The sequence below is a fragment of the Confluentibacter lentus genome (assembly GCF_002806995.1).
GTDB classification, from domain to species: domain Bacteria; phylum Bacteroidota; class Bacteroidia; order Flavobacteriales; family Flavobacteriaceae; genus Confluentibacter; species Confluentibacter lentus.
The window spans coordinates 43992-61601 of sequence record NZ_NIHE01000002.1 but is presented as its reverse complement, the minus strand read 5'-3'; the positions used below and the strand labels follow the sequence as shown (position 1 = coordinate 61601).

13 protein-coding genes are annotated in these 17610 nt (G+C 34.2%); 5 read left to right on the top strand and 8 right to left on the bottom strand.

Annotated features, from left to right (window positions below):
- Positions 1 to 90: 90 nt before the first annotated feature.
- From CDH50_RS04170 to CDH50_RS04160, 3 genes are all read left to right on the top strand, one after another.
- Complete coding sequence (locus CDH50_RS04170; RefSeq protein ID WP_100610664.1) at positions 91 to 612, top strand: DUF4136 domain-containing protein; 522 nt, start codon at positions 91 to 93, stop codon at positions 610 to 612.
- A gap of 83 nt (positions 613 to 695) precedes the next feature.
- Positions 696 to 1247 carry a DinB family protein gene (locus CDH50_RS04165; RefSeq protein ID WP_100610663.1) on the top strand — a complete coding sequence of 184 codons (552 nt, stop codon included), beginning with the start codon at positions 696 to 698 and terminating at the stop codon, positions 1245 to 1247.
- 12 nt (positions 1248 to 1259) lie between these two features.
- The gene (locus CDH50_RS04160) at positions 1260 to 1982 is read left to right on the top strand and encodes an SDR family oxidoreductase (RefSeq protein WP_198513430.1); all 723 of its coding nucleotides are present in this window, start codon (positions 1260 to 1262) and stop codon (positions 1980 to 1982) included.
- Here CDH50_RS04160 and CDH50_RS04155 read toward each other — a convergent pair.
- The 4 genes from CDH50_RS04155 to CDH50_RS04140 all read right to left on the bottom strand — a co-directional run bounded on the left by CDH50_RS04155 (position 1979) and on the right by CDH50_RS04140 (position 10784).
- Positions 1979 to 3394 carry a T9SS type A sorting domain-containing protein gene (locus tag CDH50_RS04155; RefSeq protein ID WP_100610662.1) on the bottom strand — a complete coding sequence of 472 codons (1416 nt, stop codon included), beginning with the start codon at positions 3392 to 3394 and terminating at the stop codon, positions 1979 to 1981. The two genes, CDH50_RS04160 and CDH50_RS04155, sit on opposite strands and share 4 nt — an antisense overlap.
- A 2-nt stretch (positions 3395 to 3396) precedes the next feature.
- Complete coding sequence (locus tag CDH50_RS04150; RefSeq protein ID WP_100610661.1) at positions 3397 to 3897, bottom strand: hypothetical protein; 501 nt, start codon at positions 3895 to 3897, stop codon at positions 3397 to 3399.
- Positions 3898 to 3950: 53 nt separating this feature from the next.
- The gene (locus CDH50_RS04145; RefSeq protein ID WP_100610660.1) at positions 3951 to 4373 is read right to left on the bottom strand and encodes a GNAT family N-acetyltransferase; all 423 of its coding nucleotides are present in this window, start codon (positions 4371 to 4373) and stop codon (positions 3951 to 3953) included.
- Positions 4374 to 4448: 75 nt separating this feature from the next.
- Positions 4449 to 10784, bottom strand: a complete 6336-nt coding sequence (locus tag CDH50_RS04140) for an alpha-2-macroglobulin family protein (protein WP_232731954.1) — start codon at positions 10782 to 10784, stop codon at positions 4449 to 4451.
- 229 nt (positions 10785 to 11013) lie between these two features.
- Between CDH50_RS04140 and CDH50_RS04135 the strand changes: the two genes are divergently transcribed.
- Both CDH50_RS04135 and CDH50_RS04130 read left to right on the top strand, forming a co-directional pair.
- Positions 11014 to 11970 (top strand): tetratricopeptide repeat protein, encoded by a 957-nt coding sequence (locus CDH50_RS04135; protein ID WP_100610658.1) that lies wholly within the window; start codon positions 11014 to 11016, stop codon positions 11968 to 11970.
- A gap of 131 nt (positions 11971 to 12101) precedes the next feature.
- Positions 12102 to 13457 carry a UDP-N-acetylmuramate--L-alanine ligase gene (locus tag CDH50_RS04130; protein WP_100610657.1) on the top strand — a complete coding sequence of 452 codons (1356 nt, stop codon included), beginning with the start codon at positions 12102 to 12104 and terminating at the stop codon, positions 13455 to 13457.
- Between the two features lie 56 nt (positions 13458 to 13513).
- Here the strand turns inward: CDH50_RS04130 and CDH50_RS04125 are convergent, their stop codons facing one another.
- From CDH50_RS04125 to CDH50_RS04110, 4 genes are all read right to left on the bottom strand, one after another.
- A complete protein-coding gene (locus tag CDH50_RS04125; protein ID WP_100610656.1) occupies positions 13514 to 14569 on the bottom strand; it encodes an alpha/beta hydrolase in 1056 nt (351 codons plus the stop codon).
- A gap of 17 nt (positions 14570 to 14586) precedes the next feature.
- Positions 14587 to 15360: an NIPSNAP family protein gene (locus CDH50_RS04120; RefSeq protein WP_100610655.1), complete on the bottom strand. Its 774-nt coding sequence runs from the start codon at positions 15358 to 15360 to the stop codon at positions 14587 to 14589.
- Between the two features lie 24 nt (positions 15361 to 15384).
- Positions 15385 to 16602 carry a porin family protein gene (locus CDH50_RS04115; RefSeq protein WP_100610654.1) on the bottom strand — a complete coding sequence of 406 codons (1218 nt, stop codon included), beginning with the start codon at positions 16600 to 16602 and terminating at the stop codon, positions 15385 to 15387.
- A 100-nt stretch (positions 16603 to 16702) separates the two neighbouring features.
- Positions 16703 to 17590 carry a dienelactone hydrolase family protein gene (locus CDH50_RS04110; RefSeq protein WP_100610653.1) on the bottom strand — a complete coding sequence of 296 codons (888 nt, stop codon included), beginning with the start codon at positions 17588 to 17590 and terminating at the stop codon, positions 16703 to 16705.
- Positions 17591 to 17610: the final 20 nt, after the last annotated feature.

Sequence of the window (17610 nt, the reverse complement as noted above, 5' to 3'; positions counted from 1 at the left end):
AAATCCCCAAGATCTAACAATCACAAATTCCAATGAAAATTTTCTTCATGGGATAACATATGACCATTTAAAAAAAATAAAAATCTACAAATGAAACGATACTTATTAATTGGAATAGCGCTACTTATCATGTCTTGTGCTCCTATTCGTGTGAATTACGACTACGAAAAAGGTACAGATTTTACCAAATACAAAACCTATGAATATTATGGCGATATGGAAACGGGTTTGAGTCAATTGGACACCAAACGCCTTTTGGATGCCATTGATTTAAAAATGAAAGAAAAAGGATTTACGATTTCTGAAAACCCCGATTTTTTGATTGATATAAAAAGCAGTGAATATAAAGAAGTGCAACGCAATAATGTGGGCGTTGGATTAGGTGGCGGAGGTGGTAACATGGGTGGTGGTATTTCCATTGGATTGCCGATTGGTCAAGCGAATGTGAATCGTCAAATTACCATTGATTTTGTTGATGAAAAAGGCAAAGGTCTTTTTTGGCAAGCCGTAAGTGAATCTGTTTTTACACCAAATGCAACACCAGAAAAACGTGAAGCACAATTACAAGCAGTCACTGAAAAAGTATTGGCACAATATCCGCCAAAACTTTAAATTTTTAAATAGAGTTAAGTCTATGTTAATCGTCTTATAACCTCGATTTTTATGTATTTTAGTAGAAACTAATCAATTTTAAAATGAAAAGCAAAATATGTATCCTAGCTCTGGCCTTAATTAGTCTTACTTTAAACGCTCAATACGACATTAAACCATCCAAAGATTATACTAATGATATTGGAAATATGGTATCCATGCTAGATGATTTAAAGTCTCGTGTTGAAAGACTAGTTGTAAATCTTAATCAAGAACAAACCGATTATTTAATTGATGACGATGCCAACAGCGCTGGAGCTATAATTTATCATTTGGCTGCAACCGAAGCATACTATCAATTATATACATTTGAGAATAGAGAATTTAATGAAGAAGAAGAAAAAAAATGGATGACGGCTTTAAGTTTAGGTGACAAGGGACGAGAAGAATTAAAAGGAAAACCTATTAAATATTATTTAGATATTTATGATGAAGTTCGTTCAAAAACGAAGGAACTTTTAAAAGAAAAAGATGATGCATGGTTTTCTAATAAAAATGGACAAATGAATAATCATTGGGCTTGGTTTCATGTTATGGAACATCAAGCCAATCACATGGGTCAATTAGCTTATTTATTAAAGCGATTGCCAAAATAAAAACGACATATAATGAATTCAATACAAAATAAAGTCGCTCTTATAACAGGCGGTACTAAAGGCATAGGTTACGGAGTAGCAGAATCTTTAATGAAAGAAGGCGTTCATGTAGCCATCACCAGTAGAAGCGTATCATCTGCGGAAGAAGTAGCCAAACAACTTAATTCCAATTCAACCACTGGCGCAAAAGCCATTGGTATTGAAGCAGATGTTAAAGATTTTGAGAGTCATCAACATGCTGTTAAAACAGTTTTAAAGCACTTTAATCAGCTCGATATCGTGGTTGCCAATGCAGGTTTGGCACATTTTGTTAGCATTGAAGATATGACACTAGAGCAATGGCATGAAACCATAGATACCAATCTTACAGGCGTGTTTTATTCTATAAAATCGAGTGTAGAGGCCTTAAAAAATTCTAAGGGATATTTTATAAGTATTTCAAGTTTGGCTGGCACCAATTTCTTTGCCAAAGGCTCTGCTTATAATGCCAGTAAATTTGGCGTTACAGGATTCACGCAAGCTGTGATGCTCGATTTACGTAAATATGATATTAAAGTCAGCACCATTATGCCGGGCTCTGTGGCGACACACTTTAACGGACATACGCCAAATGAGAATGACACTTGGAAAATCCAAAAAGAAGATATTGGCGAATTGGTAGTAGATTTAATTAAAATGAATCCAAGAACCTTACCAAGTAAAATTGAAGTGAGGCCGACGATGCCTCCGAGTTAGTTTTTAACCACTTTTTTATAGGCAATCAACACATTGTTGGCGTAGAAATTTGCAATGTAAATACCTTGGCTCAAATAACTAATGTCAATATTTTGAGTTTCGTAATTTGATATAATAATTGTTTTTATTTTTTTGCCTTCCAGACTTATTAAATCAACTTTTAAATCGGTATTTAATGTATTTTCAACTTTGATGGTAATGACATCGTTAGACGGATTTGGGTATAAAGAAATACTAAAATCATTAGTTTCACTGGTAATATCATCAATACCTAAAGAAGAATTATCAATACTCCAAGTAACCGTTGAAACATGAAACGACTCGTGATTATCAACTCTTAAAAGTACTGTAGCATCGGTTACGGCAACGGTTAATGTGTTCATTCCCGTATTTAAGTCCGTATCTAAAAGTGAAATTGCATCTACATTAGTGGCAAATTCAACGGTATTTAGTGTCCATGTACTTTCTAATGTATTCGGAATGGGATGTATTAAATCCAATTGAAAATCAATAGGGAACGTTGGATTGTTTATAGAATTTGAAATAGGCGTGTATGAATCAATTGGAGAAACCAAACTATGAATTTTTTCAACCATACCTTCTTTACAAACCGAGCAAAAGGGTTTTTCGATACTTTCCATGATACAGTTTTGGTGTGGTTTATACCAATCGGCACAATTGCCAGTTACGCAGGTATATTGATAAATGCCCACATTATTGCTCCCTAACCAATTTTTCCATTTAACGGTACTCGGATTATCATCTTGGGTCATGTTGATGGCTTCGGCAGCTAAAATATCACCGGCATAATATTCATCTTTCAAATTAAATAAGGAATGTCCCAATTCATGTATCATAACTCTTGGCCCCCAAAAACCAGTGTAAGTCATTGGGAATAAACCACCACTTCCACCGTATTCAGAGGAATTAACCAAAATCATTGCTTGGTCGTATGTTGGGAAATTTGTTGCCAACACATTCATTATTTTGGCTTGCGTATTATTGGCACTGAAACCATCAATTTCATAATATATTAATCTATGGTTTCCAAAAGAATCGTAGGTGGCATTGAAATAGGTATCTACATTTCGAATAGGAGATGCTGGTTCCGTAACATTTGTCGCCGTTCCCGGATGATCGGCGCCACTTTCATTGGATGGTACTTTTATAATATGGACATTAAAATAATTGGCGTATTCTTTAAAAGGTGATTGGTTGAACATGGCATTGGTGAAATTAATAGCATCGGTTTTAAATTGTTCTAATTCACTAGCTTGATAACCTTCACTTAAAATAACCAGATTGATACGTTTCTCATCGCCATTAAAATTTTTAATGGTTTCCACTTCAAATACTTGAGCGTGTATACATTGTAAACTAAAAAATAAAACGATGGGTAAAATATGTTTCATTTTCAATCCAATTCGGTGGTAATTAATGGTCGACTATTTTGCAACGAATCTATGATGTGGCTAATGGTGATGTACTTCGTTTTGTCATGCAAAGCTAACCTTAACGACAGCGGCGCGCTTTTTAGTTCTATTTTTTTGCTTTCAAAGATAAGGGAATCATTAACGTATTCAATTATTTTCGATAAAGGGTTTTGTATAATAACGGTTTTAATTTCTGTGGAATCTTTATCGAGTTGACTGCATTTTAAGTCGCCCACAGCACCCGTTTTAAGATATGTTTCGGTGTTATTTTTAAGTTTACCGTCGGTGATGATTTTGTTTATAAACTGAATTTGTTTGTTGCCTTTAGCATCTTGAGAAATAGTATAATTTAAAAAAATGAGTTTTGGCGGTAGTGCTTCGATGACTGTTTCCTTTACCGCTATGTTTTTTTTTGAAGCGCAGGAGATTTGTAGCGCTAGTAGCGCTAGTAGTAAAAAGATATGGAGGTGGTTTTTTTGCAATGGTTTTTTTAACTTTGGTTTAGCAATTCTTTAATGGTGTTGGTAGGAGTCTTTTATATTTTTTTGCGATAATAATATTTTTCAAATCCTTTAGGGAAGTCGGTTTCCGTACCAATTTTTACAAATCCGCATTTTTCATAAAAATTTGGTGCTTGGAATGAAAATGTATCTAAACTAATGAATCTACAATTCCGTTTCTTTGCTTCTTTTTCCGCTTCGTTTATTAATTTTTGTCCGATTCCCTCATTTCTGTTTTCTGCTTTAACAACAAGAGTTTTTATTTCTAATGTTCCCCAAAGAGAACGTCCATAAAGTCCACCTATTATTTCATTTTTGGTGTTTCGAGCAATTATTTCAATCGGTTTATTAATCTCATTTACGTGTTGTTGTGTTTTACTTGAATTGTAGTCAATCAGTAATTCAACAATTTTGTCATAAGATTCTTGGTCTATTTTGTCCGTTACTTTTATGTTCATTATTCAATTGTAGCTATTATATTAAAGCAAAGTTAATCATAAAAAAAAGAGGCTTTTAAGCCTCTTTTAAAAAATCTATTTAACCAACAACCGTACACCCTCACTATGGCTACTAAATTCTGGCGCATACATACTTTGAATGGTGGTGATACCATTGCTCATATTCCCAGCATTATTGACTCGTAAATCGTATTCAAATACAAAAATACCTTTTGGTAAATAATCGAAAAAGAAGTTTGTCGATGCATCTTTGGTGCTTTCATAATAGCCCAATCCGTCTTGCCATTTGTATTGGGACATGACGTTTACAGGTTCTAATCCAGCGGCGCGCATGTCTTTCATGTGGACAAATTCCATAGGTCTGTCGCTTTGTAATTCAATGCGAATACGAACCAAATCACCGACTTTTAAATGAGTATTTTCATTAATTTCAGAAATCTGCTCGCCCATATCCGTATTCTTTTTAAGGAACAGCTTTTTCTTTAATTTAAGTGGTGTTTCAGATGAGGTAATCTTATCTAAATCCTCAAAATATTGCCAATATAAACCGCCCCAAGCAATGCCTTCTCCTTTTTTGGTAAGCGAAACTTCAGCCATTTCTGGTTTAATTTCAGAAGAATTCCAAGATGTTTTATAATACCCTGTTCCAGCTTCAACTTTGACATTTTCGAGTTTTGAAGGTTCTATTTTTTGTCCGCCTAAAACCACGTCAATCGCATCGGTTAAAGAAAGCCAATTGTTACCTTGAAGCAACAAGGCATAAACGGCTTCGGTCGTTGCTTTGGTGGTGTTCCACTGATTGGTTTGTTTATTTTTTAGCAACCAGATTTTTAGATTATCAATGGTTTTATTGTCTTTTTCAATTTCCGCAAATGCTTCAATTAGCAACGCTTGCGTTTCAATAGGTGCTTGATACCAATACCAAGAAGCGGTGTTTTCTTTCCAATACATCCCCAATTCTTCTGAAGTAATACTGGTTTCTTTCAATGATTTTAAAATTTTAGCGGACGTTGATTTGTCATTCAATCGTTCTGAAATCAACGCCATCAATCCTTTGGAATACAAGGAACGAGGTAACCAATATTTTTGGATTTGCGTTTGGTAATATTTGGTAATATCTTCAACTTCTTTCGATTTTTTAACGTCAGGAAAGAAGCTTCGCATGTATAGATAATGCAATTGGGTGTGACTTAAATGATCTTTACTTAAATCGACTTTAGCATCATACTTCCTGATGTCTTTATATTCTTTTACAAATTCGGCATCTAAATAGTTGATGGCTTTTTCAAGCATTTTTGCGTTTTCAGTAGCAGTCACACCAAGTTTATTCAAATGTCCAAAACCGGTAATAATATGTTGCGTGATGTATCTGTTTTCTCGTCCGCCATTAAACCACGCCCATGCGCCATTAGATAGTTGATTGTTCTCCAATTTACGCATAGCAGATTGCAATTCGTTAGTCATTTTATTCAAATCGAATAATAAAGCGATGCGTTTTTTCTGTTCGATTTCACTTTGGGCATCACGTAACCAAGGTGTTTCTTGGATGAGAATGGATTTTAATTCCTCATTCTTTTCAAGATTACTCATCAGTACATCTTGAGACGCCCATTGATTAAAAACTTCCTGAATTCTTGGGTTTGAATTCGCAATATGACTCGCCAAAGCATTCGCATAATAACGCGAGAAGGTTTGCTCGTTACAATCGTACGGATATTCCATTAAATAAGGCAAGGCTTGCACCGCATACCACGCTGGATTGGACGTGATTTCCAAAGTTAATTTATGGTTTTTTAGTGTTGTTGAAGTATTAGTTTTTAGCTTGTCTAATGTAAACGTTTTGGTTTCGTTACTGCGAATCCACATCGGCAACGTTTCAGTAACTAACATGCGGTTACTTAAAACTGGAAGTGCATTTTGTTCGCCATCGCTAAATGCATCCGATTTCGCTATGATTTTGTATTGAACGGCATCAACATCATCTGGAATTGTTAAATTCCAAGTGACTTGTGTGTTTCCTTTAACATCCACCATAAAAGGTTTATTGCTATCTGAATTTCCAAGTTTTGAATCCACCTCTTTTCCCGTAACAGCATCTGTTAAAACTAAAACGGCTTGTCCAGATAGTTGTTTGTCTGTTAAGTTGGCGATTTTGGTGCTGATGCTTATTTGGTCACCTTGGCGTAAAAAACGAGGTGCATTGGGAATCACCATCAATTCTTTTTGGGTAACGGTTGTTAATGTTTTGGTCGTACTTTCCAAGGTTTTGGTATGCGCTAATAATTGTAATTTCCATTGGGTTAAGGCTTCTGGTGTGGTGAAACTGAAACTCACATTCCCATCTTTATCCGTTTGTAACTGCGGAAAGAAAAATACTGTTTCTTGCAGGTTTTTTCGAATTTGAACGGCATCGAAGTTTGGTTTTTGGATTGAATTTTTACCACCTGTAGAGTCTTTAGTAATTTCAATACCAATACCTGCAACTTTTCCTTCTAAAGCAAATGAAATGTCTTCTGCTTCAACGGAAACAACAGCTCCAGTTACTGATGCTTTTCTCATTTTTCCATAGCCCATAACAACAACTTCATCCAGATGAGAACTATCTTCAGCTAAAGAAATACTTAAACTATTGTTATTAGCTATATTAATTTCCCTAGAAATATAGCCAATGTAGCTGAATACTAATTGGTCTTTAGAATTGGCTTGTAATGAAAAATTGCCATCAAAATCTGTAGTTGTTCCTGTTGAAGTTCCTTTTACGATAACAGTAACCCCTGGTATAGGTGTTCCGCTTTCATCAAAAACAGTTCCAGACACAAAACCTTTTTTTATGGAATCATCATATTTCGACTCACTTTTTAATCGTAAAGATTTAATATAATTATCGTACTGTCTCTTATTGAAATTAAAGCTAAAACCAAACCAATTCAATTGGTCATAATATTGTTGCGGATAGTTTGAAATTAGATACGGTTTATTATAAACCCTGAAATTTTTTGTTCCAAAACTTTGGTAGGCATTGCCACGGTTGTAAGCGTAGTAAGAAGGTTTATCAATAGGATTAAAATCCCAAGTATGTGGTTTAAACTGGTCTAAAGACGCATCATACATACTTGCCAATAATTCCGCAGATACTTTGTCGCCTTCTGGGCCTTTAATTTTAAAACTCCAAGTTTCGTCGGTTCCAGGTTGTAGTTTGTCACGGAATGTGGTGGTTTCAATATCTAAATCCGTTTTTGGATAAGGAACCATAATGCCTACTGCACCTGATTGAAAACCATTAAAAGCAGCGAAACTGTAATTAATGACAAATCCTCCGACATCTTCTGAATTAATAGGAATGGAAATCGTTTTTTTATTATTGTTTAATGAAATGATTTGAGTTTGAACAATCTTATGATTTTTTTCAATAGAAACTGTAATTTTTAAATCTTCAGCAGCAGAAGCAAACGTCACCAAAGCGGTTTCACCAACTTTATAAGTCGGTTTATTCGTAGTAACGCTCAATAATTGATTGTCCGCCAATGTTTTATCATCATCACTATATAATGTGGTTTTGATTTCATCTTTAACCAACTGGTCAAATTTATCTTTACTTTCCAAAGTGATAATATATTGCCCTGATTCCCATTTTTTGAGGTTTCCTAATTCAAGTTCCTTAGATGTTTTGGTGTCAAAGGATTTTTCAAAAACCAAATCGCCTTTTTCCCAATTATTTGAGTCATGTTCATCTTTATAAGCATCGTGCGGAAAAAGATTTTTAAAAGCTTCTTCTGAAAAATCCTGATAATCTGGAGCCGCCCAAGGTCTGGTTCTTAAAACGGACTTTGGTGCTTGTAATTTATATATTTTAATAAGGCCTGTTGCAGGCACGAATTCGCCATTTAGGTTTTTGGTGTCGATGTTTATTTTTTGGTCTTTTTCGTTTTTATCTAATTTATCTGCAATGGACATTGTTGCTACCAACGCATGGTAACCAACATTTACAATGGTTGTGGCACTTCGGGTTTCACCATTTAAATCGGTGACATCTGCCGTAATTTCATAATTAAAAATGGGCAAACTGGTTTTATCCACACTTGTGTCAGGGATGGCTTTAAAGGTGATTTCAAATTCACCTTTTTCATTGGTGGTGCTTTCGCCATGCGCGATTTCTTGTGGTTCGCTATTAAACCAAGGTCTTGACCAAAAATACCAACGTGGATATTCCACTTTTCTATGTACACGGTACACCACTTTGGCATCGGTAATGTTGCTGCCTGCATAAGCCAAAGCAGTTCCTTTTACGGTTACGGAATCGTTGATTTTATAGGTTTCAGTAACAGGATTGAATTTGGTTTCAAACTTCGGACGTTTGTATTCTTCAACGGAAAAATAATGTTCTAAGAAAAAATCCTCTTCATCACCATCAAACTCGATGTAATATTCACCATTTAATCCTGAATTTGGTAATATAAATTCACCAGAAACGGAACCAAATTCATTAGTTTTAAATTCAAGTTCTCCAATTTCGTCATCGTTCACATCATATAGCGTAGCATACACAGGTTCATTTGCTACCACTTCAGATTTCCCAGTATTCGGATTTGTTTTAATAGCAATAGCTTTAAAATAAACCGTTTGTCCAGGGCGATAAATACTTCTGTCGGTAAACAAAAAGGCTTTATACTCACTATCTTGTTTTTCTTTTTTATAATATTGATTGATATAATAATCTCCAAAATAAGCGGTATCGCTGCCATACTTAACTTTTGCATTCAGGTTTCTATAACGGTCTTTGGTTTTCTCAATTTTGATTTGGCCAAACACGTTTGTTTTAAAATTTTCCTTTTGAGTGCTTCTATTGTTGTTTTCAGTAAAACTCAATTCTACATCAGCATCCACCATCGGTTTTCCGTTATTTCTATCAATAACTTGAAAGATTTTATGTTCTTCGGTTTCAGTTTCAACCAATGCCAGATTGGTCACTTGAATGGTAGAAAATGCGAATGTTTCAGCATCATTTTCTGTTGAAGAAAAGATTAGATATGTGCCATTGTTAAGTTTTGGTATGGCAATTTCTGTGGCATGATTTTGATAATCATGCTCGTTTCTAAGTTTGCTTTCCCATTGGTTAAGAACCGCTAGTTTTTTAATAAAAGTCAGTTGCTCTTCTTTCTGGTAAACTTTATTGAATTGCTCTAATTGGTTTTGTGACAGTTTGAAAATTTTAAATTGAAGCGTGTCTAAATTTTTATAACGGACCAATAAACGCGCATTTTGCTGGATTGGTAAAAAATTCTCTGTAGTAATATCTAAGGCTTGTTGCTCGATTTGCTGTTTTAAAATGGCACATTTTTCCGCAGCTTTGCTTTTCGGGAATTTTTCAATCACGGCATTGCAAATAGCCATGGCGTCTTTTGCTTTCCAACGTTTATCTTCGTTCGTTTTTAGTTGATATTGTTGACTTTGTTGGTAATATAAAGAAGCGATTTCAAAATCGTATAAACCAGAAACTTCGTGTTCTTTTAGTTTGTTTTTTTCAGTTGTAAGTGCTTGCAATAAAAGCGTTTCCTTATCACTAAAAGCGCCATGTTCATAAACGAATTTTAAACGTTCTATATTCACATCCGCAAAGGCGAAAGGTTCTTTATCCTTTAAATGGAATTTAATGAGGTCTTGATAAATTTTTAAGGCATGTAGTTGCAAAGACGTACTATCTTTAGACTTTAATTCTATTTTTAAAAGCGTGAAAGCATCACCTAAAAACTGCGGATTATCAATTTCAAATTTATAAGCGGGTTTGGTGATGTTGGTTTCATTGGTTTTGTAAAAACCCAAGGCTTCATGATTTAAAAAATCAAATAAAGTCGGTCGGTAAATCTTGGAGTCTTTTTGAATATTTAAAATCGCATCATATGTTTCTAAAGGCTCCAATTGAAGCATCGATCCGTTTTGTAACGAGTTTTGATAGTGTAGATGTATTTCATTAAAAAGCGTTTGCAAATCCCAAGTTCTAAAGTCTTCAGTATTTACTTTTTCAGAAGTTTTGGTTCTATTATAAAACTGCCAGCGATTTTGGTTAAAATATTGCCAGTACATGTTGGCGAGCAAACTTTCTAATATGTTTTTTGTTGGAAATGCGCTAATGTCGATTTGTTTCTTAAAATCGTTTATGATTTTTAACTGGGCATCTTCTTCTAAAACCAAGGCAAATTTGCTTTTGTAAAACATGGTTTTTATGAGTTGCGGCTCATTTTTATCTTTTGCCGCTTGTTTTGCTATGTCTTCAACGATTTTTAAAGCCGATTTTGGCAAACCATCTATTTCAAATTTTTCTACTTGGGACCATAAATTCTCATAATTTGGCGTTTGTGCTTGCGAAAAATTAGCGAAAAGGATCATCATTAATATAGTTGTGTAAGTCTTCATATTTCAAATTTTGCTACAAGTTACTTTCAAAAGTTATTCCAAAAAACAATAAATGTGGCAAAGTTATTGTTGGATGAGTGAAGATAGCTATTTTAACAGTGAAGTGGCTATCTTAAAATTTATCATTTTATTAATAATTTATAATGGTTTAAAGCGTTAAATTGCATTGATTAATAAGATGAATTTATCTGATAAAGATTTAAACGACGAATGACTAAAATGTTTGCACATGAAAAAATATTTATACCTACTCTTATTTTTACCGACCCTAGCGTTTAGCCAAACGACAAAAGACAGCATTACCAAACTTCTTGCTAAAAAGCAATATACCGAAGCAGAGCATACCGCATATAATTATCTTAAAACGAATCCGCATGATATGCAGGTTAAGGAATTGTTGGGAGATGCTTACGGTTATCAAAAAAAATGGGATCAAGCGATTTCTGTTTACAAACAACTTGTAGATTACAAAAAAAGTAATGCCGAATATCATTATAAATATGGTGGTGCCATGGGTATGAAAGCCTTAGGTGTAAATAAAATTGAGGCGTTAGGCATGGTAAGCGATATTAGGGAGGCCTTTTTAAAAGCGGCTGAATTAGACCCAAAACATACCAATACACGTTGGGCTCTGGTTGAATTTTATATGCAAATTCCGGGAATTATAGGTGGAAGTCAGGCTAAGGCACTTAAATATGCTGACGAACTTTACAATCTTTCTAAAGTTGATGGCTACTTGGCAAAAGGCTATATTTATGAAACTGACAATGAACCAAATTTGGCTGAAAAATATTATAAATTGGCCATTAAAGAAGGTGGCTCTTTGTGGTGTTATGATAAATTGACAACGTTTTACGAAAAGCAGAAACAGCCAGAAAAAGCCCTAAATAATTTAGAAGAAGCTAAAAATAAGCACAAACGTAATGCACTTCACTATCAAATAGGTAAGGTCGCTGCGGAATATAATATTGAGTTGCATAAAGGCGAACAATGTTTAATCACTTATATTGAAAACTATTCACCAAATGATGGTGTTCCAAAAGCTTGGGCATACTACCGTTTGGCTCAAATTTATTTGCTTAAAAAGGATAAAAGAGAAGCATTAAAACACATTGATTTAGCTATTTCTGAATATCCTAAAATGAAACCCTTCAACGAAGAGAAGCAGAAAATTTTAAAACTTTAATTTTTTGGCGTTACCATTCCCGATAGCTATTGGGAGGTAACGCTTTTTCATATCAAACAGCCGTTTTCATCAAAAAAACATTCGTGTATTCGTGGCAAAAAAAGTATATTTGAGTCATTCAAAATAGATACATGAACGTACATTTTATAGCTATTGGTGGCTCTGCTATGCACAATTTAGCCCTTGCATTACATAATAAAGGTTATCAAGTTACAGGAAGCGACGACGAAATTTTTGAACCCTCAAAATCCAGATTACAAGCGAAAGGGTTGTTGCCAGAAACCTATGGTTGGTTTCCTGAAAAAATCAATGCAACTATTGATGCTATTGTGTTGGGGATGCATGCCAAAGCCGATAACCCCGAGTTGTTAAAAGCCCAAGAATTAGGCTTGAAAATTTACAGTTATCCAGAGTTTTTATACGAACAATCCAAAAACAAAACCCGAGTCGTTATCGGCGGAAGCCACGGGAAAACCACGATTACTTCTATGATTCTTCATGTGATGCATTATCACGATAAAGATGTAGATTATATGGTGGGTGCGCAATTGGAAGGTTTTGATGTGATGGTGAAATTGACAGAGGAAAACGACTTTATGGTGCTTGAAGGGGATGAATATTTAAGTTCTCCAATTGACAGACGACCAAAATTTCATTTGTACAAACCCAATATCGCCTTGCTAAGCGGTATTGCTTGGGATCATATTAATGTGTTCCCAACGTATGATAATTATGTGGAGCAGTTTCGCATTTTTGTAGATTCCATTGTAAGTGGAGGCAGTATTACTTATAACGAAGAAGATCTTGAAGTAAAGCGAGTGGTAGAAGCTAGTGTCAATGCCATTAGGAAATTACCTTATAAAACGCCGAACTATACGGTTGAAAACGGACAAACACTTTTAGAAACTCCCGAAGGGCCTTTGCCGATTGAGGTTTTTGGCAAACACAATTTAAACAATCTTGCTGGAGCCAAATGGATTTGCCAACACATGGGCATTGATGAAGATGATTTTTATGAAGCCATCGCCACCTTCAAAGGAGCCAGCAAACGTTTGGAAAAAATCGCTGAAAGTAAAACGGGTGTTGCTTATAAAGATTTTGCACATTCACCAAGTAAAGTCGAAGCTACTACTAAAGCCGTAAAAGAACAATACAGACATAGAACTTTGGTAGCTTGTTTGGAATTGCATACCTACAGCAGTTTAAATGCTGAATTTTTGAAAGAATACAAAGGCACGTTAGATGCTGCCGATGTTGCCGTGGTGTTTTACTCGCCTCATGCCGTTGAAATTAAAAAACTTAAGGAAGTCACCCACGAGCAAATTGCTAACGCTTTCGAGCGTGACGATTTAATTATTTATACCAATCCAGACGATTTCAAGCGATTTTTGTTCTCGCAAGATTTCAATAATAAAGCCTTATTGTTAATGAGTTCTGGCAATTATGGCGGACTTAATTTTGATGAGGTCAAAGGGTTGATTGAGTGATTTTGTTTTGTCATGCCTGCGAAGGCAGGCATCCAGTTTATTAGGTAATTAATATATTATTGCTTAACCTTATTTAAAGTTTGTGTCCCACCATAAGTCATTAAATCAAAACCTTCAACGGTATTATTGGTTTCCTTAAAGTGAATATTAAAGAACTGAGAAGTTGAATAAAAATGTGTTTCTGAATTCGCTAAAAGTGGCATACTAGAACCTTGCGCATATAATTTCAACTGATTATTTTCATTTTTCATTTCCACTTTACCGTTTCCTAGTTCATAAGTTCCCACATACTTGTTTAAAATAGCATCACTTAGTTTTAATTGATTTCTTTCAAAAACATATTGTAGTCCTCGCGAATAGGTTTCACTTTTTGTTCCTGAATGTCCTGTGTTCTCCAGTACTTTAGAATGTAATCTCACATTTTTATATTGGTTACTTTTCATTTTATTAGCAAATGCTTCAAAATCAGATTTGCCATTTTCTACATCACCAACCGTCATATAAACACTTACAGGTTTGGTTAATTGTTTTTCGGAAAATGCTTTTTCATGAGTATTTAAATACCCGCCCAAGGCAGGACTCGCTGCTACGTAACCCGTAAACATATCGGTATGTGTGAATAATGTGTATAAAGTAAACAATCCTCCTAAAGAGCAACCCATAAGCGTTCGGTGGTTATCTGCTTTATAATTAGTTTCAATAAAAGGGAAAAGTTCTGTTTTCATAAAATCTAGAAACAAATCCGCACCTCCCGAGGCGTTTGTTGGCACATAATCTCTCCCACGAAGTATATTCGGATTCGGATTTTCACCACCCCAAGTAACACCAACAATAATAGCTTCAGGAATAAAACCATCATAATATTGCTGACCATAAATGGCGGTTGCTAGAGTAAAATCCCATTGGGAATCCATTAAATAAATAACAGGATATTTCTTTGTGCTATTTTCATAACCAGAAGGCAGCATAATTTGTAGCTCGTATTCTTGTCCGGAAACCATATTAGAAGTCAATTTCCTTACTTCAGAACCAGCTATTTTCACTTCTGGATATTGCTGCGCATGTAGCGATGAAGCAAAAATTAAAATCAGGATGATTATAAATTTTTTCATTATTGGTTGAAATTTAATTAATAATCAGAATAGTCGGTTGGCGTTAAAAACATAATCTCAGATTTAGACACATTGTTTTTATATTCAGTTTTAGCACTTAATACTTTCCATTCTGGAGACGAAAAGAAAGCTTTCCAAAGGTCGTCGCGACTAGCTTGATTTGAGAAAGTCGTCATATACATCAGGTTTGGCATTTTATTACCAGAAATGACTTCTCCATAAAATACGGCATTGAATTTAAGGCTGTCAAAAAGTTTGACTTCGCCACCTTTATTGAACATCTCAATTTTATTTTTTAGAATCGCTTCGGTGGAAGCTTCATAGCTTCTTAATTCATAAACTCTATCTTTTCTAGGTTCAGTAAGAGAAGTTGGTGTTAAATTGGGATGGTCTGTAAATGCTTGTAATAAAGTAGATTCAATACGCAAATAAGGCTTTTGATTATAAGGAGCGTTTAAATAATTAGCTCCAGCAGTTAAATAAGCGCTGTCATTTGACAATTGGCTATCTAAACCAGAGAATTGTTCCAATGATGAAAACGGAATCAAAACCATCACTTTTTTAATAGAATCAGCATCGATTGTTTTTGGTTTAAAAACACCAACAGATTTTATCCCCAATCTTTTTAAAGCAGGTAAATAAGCATCTTTCAGGAAACTTTCGGTGGTTTCCATTTGCTGCTGTGTATTCATCAAATAGGTTTTTATTTGATAGATGTCTCTATTTTGAGCATTGTGTTTGCTGCTTAAAAGAATGATTGGAATAATAAGAAGGATTGTTATTTTTTTCATTTTTGTTAGATAAGTTTATTGCTTTTAGAATATGGTATATCCGAATATTATAGATAGCGAATTGTTATAACTTGATTTTCGATTCACGTAGTTCTCTAAAATATCTCGGCTTGTTTGATGTCTTAATTCTAAGATATATTTATTGGAATATTTACAGCCAATACCAAAAGCAAGGTTGCTTCCATTGCTTAATTGAAGAGAATCTTCTGTTACTCCATTTTCTCTTTTATATTCTAGTTTTGATTTAAAGAGAAGATCTATAGTAAATAGGCCATTGATGAAGATTTTAGATTTATTATTAAGAAAAAAATAATGTCTAACACCAACAGGTATTTCAATAGATTTATAATCTACATTGGCAATAATTGTTTGGCTTTTTCTCTTTTCACTTTTAAAATTTTGATAAGTTGGTTCAATTGTTATCCCCCATTTGTTTTTGTTAAATGGTAAAATTAACTCTAACTCAATGCCAAAACCAAAATTTAGGTTATTTCCAAAATCAATAGCGTATAGTGTACTTGCTGGATAAAATGTTTGTATTTCTAATGATGAATTGTTTAAACGAGGTCTAAGGCTTAGATTAAACATGTCTCCTTTTTCCTTTGATTGATAATTGACAAATTCAGATTGATTGCATTTATTATACTTTTCAAAGATGTTGATTAAATCATTTTTATTAAAATCAATATTATTGACATCATCCATTGAGATGTCGTTACATTTTAAGTTTAGCCACAATTGCTGTTTGTAATATTGGTTTAATTTAATATCACTATTCTCCGTTTTATATTTAATAAAGATAAGCTGTTCAATAGTAGAACCATCAACATTAAAAAAGTACTTGGTTAAGTTGCCATCTGAAAAAGAATATAAATTAGATTTCCCTTCAATTAATACTTTTAAAAAAAGTTCTTCTTCGTTAAACACAGGTTCCCCACTTGTGCCCAATGCGTTTGTGGAATTAGAAATGGACCTTTCGATATTTACTTTTGCTCTAACATATTTTGACTGTTCAAAAATTGAGAATTCTTTAACGGAATTTATATCCAATTTTTCTGTTTCAGAATCATCAGACAATTTATATTCAAATTCAGTAGGATTATTTTTCCAATCGACATTTTTTATCAAACAATCAATTTTTTGGTTGGAGTTATCTATATAATAACCCTTTTCAAAAGAGATTTGTGAGAATGAATAAATGCTTATAAGTAAAGTAAAAATAAATAATAAATTTTTTCTCATTTTGGTTAGTTGGTTTTAATTACAATGTGAATATAGATATTTATTTTAATTGTAAAATAATTTCAACTAAACAAAATATATTTCTTACATAAAGGTTTTATTACTTCAACTTCTCCTTAAAAAAAGCAATCGTTCTACTCCAAGCTAAATCGGCTGCCTCTTTATCAAATCGTGGCGTTGAGTTGTTATGAAATCCATGGTTAACATTTGGGTAAAAATGTACAGTATATTCAACATTATTTGCTTTTAAAACGTCTTCATAAGCTGGCCAACCGGCATTCACTCTAGTGTCTAACTCTGCATATTGCAACAATAAAGGTGCTTTAACTTGAGCTGCTTCTTCAGCAGTTGGTTGTCCGCCATAAAAAGGCACAGCAGCTTTTAGTGTTGGTACTTTTACGGCCATCATATTAGCAATCCAGCCGCCAAAACAAAAGCCAACCACGCCAATATTGCCATCACAGTTTTCATGGTTTTTTAAATAATCAAAAGCAGCTATAAAATCTTCAAGCATTTCATTACGGTCGCGTTTACTTTGCATTTCCCTTCCGGCGTCATCATTTCCGGGGTAACCGCCCAGAGGCGATAAAGCATCAGGAGCCAAAGAAATAAAACCATCTAGAGCGGCACGTCTTCCAACATCTTCGATATAAGGGTTTAATCCTCTATTTTCGTGTACCACAATAATACCTGGCAATTTGCCTGTTGTGCCATCTGGTTTTGATAAAAGTCCTTTTATGGCACCACCGCCTCTTGGTGATTGGTAGGTGATATACCCAGAATCTAAATTTGGGTCGTCTGGTTTCACCATCAAATTATCAAGATAATTAGGCGTTAAAAAGCTTAAAAGGGAAGAAACAGTTAAACCACCTATAGCATAAAGAGATAGTTTTTCAACAAATTGGCTGCGGTTAATTTTATTATGAGCATAATAATCGTATAAATCAAAAACTTCTTGACTTATGTCTTCTTTTTTTAACGGGTTCATATGTAATAGTTTTTATCTTA

Bases quoted from the DNA above. Each gene is read 5' to 3' on its own strand.
- CDH50_RS04170 (WP_100610664.1), top strand. From the start codon at position 91: ATGAAACGATACTTATTAATTGGAATAGCGCTACTTATCATGTCTTGT.
- CDH50_RS04165 (WP_100610663.1), top strand. From the start codon at position 696: ATGAAAAGCAAAATATGTATCCTAGCTCTGGCCTTAATTAGTCTTACT.
- CDH50_RS04160 (WP_198513430.1), top strand. From the start codon at position 1,260: ATGAATTCAATACAAAATAAAGTCGCTCTTATAACAGGCGGTACTAAA.
- CDH50_RS04155 (WP_100610662.1), bottom strand. From the start codon at position 3,394: ATGAAACATATTTTACCCATCGTTTTATTTTTTAGTTTACAATGTATA.
- CDH50_RS04145 (WP_100610660.1), bottom strand. From the start codon at position 4,373: ATGAACATAAAAGTAACGGACAAAATAGACCAAGAATCTTATGACAAA.
- CDH50_RS04140 (WP_232731954.1), bottom strand. From the start codon at position 10,784: ATGAAGACTTACACAACTATATTAATGATGATCCTTTTCGCTAATTTT.
- CDH50_RS04135 (WP_100610658.1), top strand. From the start codon at position 11,014: ATGAAAAAATATTTATACCTACTCTTATTTTTACCGACCCTAGCGTTT.
- CDH50_RS04130 (WP_100610657.1), top strand. From the start codon at position 12,102: ATGAACGTACATTTTATAGCTATTGGTGGCTCTGCTATGCACAATTTA.
- CDH50_RS04125 (WP_100610656.1), bottom strand. From the start codon at position 14,569: ATGAAAAAATTTATAATCATCCTGATTTTAATTTTTGCTTCATCGCTA.
- CDH50_RS04120 (WP_100610655.1), bottom strand. From the start codon at position 15,360: ATGAAAAAAATAACAATCCTTCTTATTATTCCAATCATTCTTTTAAGC.
- CDH50_RS04115 (WP_100610654.1), bottom strand. From the start codon at position 16,602: ATGAGAAAAAATTTATTATTTATTTTTACTTTACTTATAAGCATTTAT.
- CDH50_RS04110 (WP_100610653.1), bottom strand. From the start codon at position 17,590: ATGAACCCGTTAAAAAAAGAAGACATAAGTCAAGAAGTTTTTGATTTA.